Source organism: Pedobacter sp. GR22-6, assembly GCF_037402555.1.
Classification (GTDB): domain Bacteria; phylum Bacteroidota; class Bacteroidia; order Sphingobacteriales; family Sphingobacteriaceae; genus Pedobacter.
Genome location: NZ_JBBEUC010000016.1, coordinates 1 through 337 on the forward strand (window position 1 = coordinate 1; position 337 = coordinate 337).

The following is a 337-nucleotide window of genomic DNA, read 5'->3' on the forward strand; positions in this document are numbered from 1 at the left end:
TCCCTCCACTGCTTTTTTAATGATGGAAGCTTTCTTCCTGTTCCATGCCATCAGGATGATCTCGCGTGCTTTGAAAATGGTTCCGATGCCCATGGTAATGGCCTTGGTGGGTACAAAAGACTTGCCCCCAAAATCCCTGGCCGCATCACGCCTGGTCAGGTCGTCCAGTGTCACCAGCCGGGTTCCGGAATTGGGTGCAGAGCCGGGTTCGTTGAAGCCGATGTGGCCTGTACGGCCGATGCCCAGGATCTGGATGTCCAGTCCGCCAAGGTCGCCGATCTTCTTCTCGTAAGCCAAACAGAAAGCTGGGATTTCTTCCAGTGACAAAGTACCATCC

The 337-nt window shown here is 54.3% G+C and carries 1 pseudogene; it reads right to left on the minus strand.

The features are described from left to right. Positions 1-337, minus strand: a pseudogene (locus WAE59_RS25785) (glucosamine-6-phosphate deaminase); the annotation flags it as partial.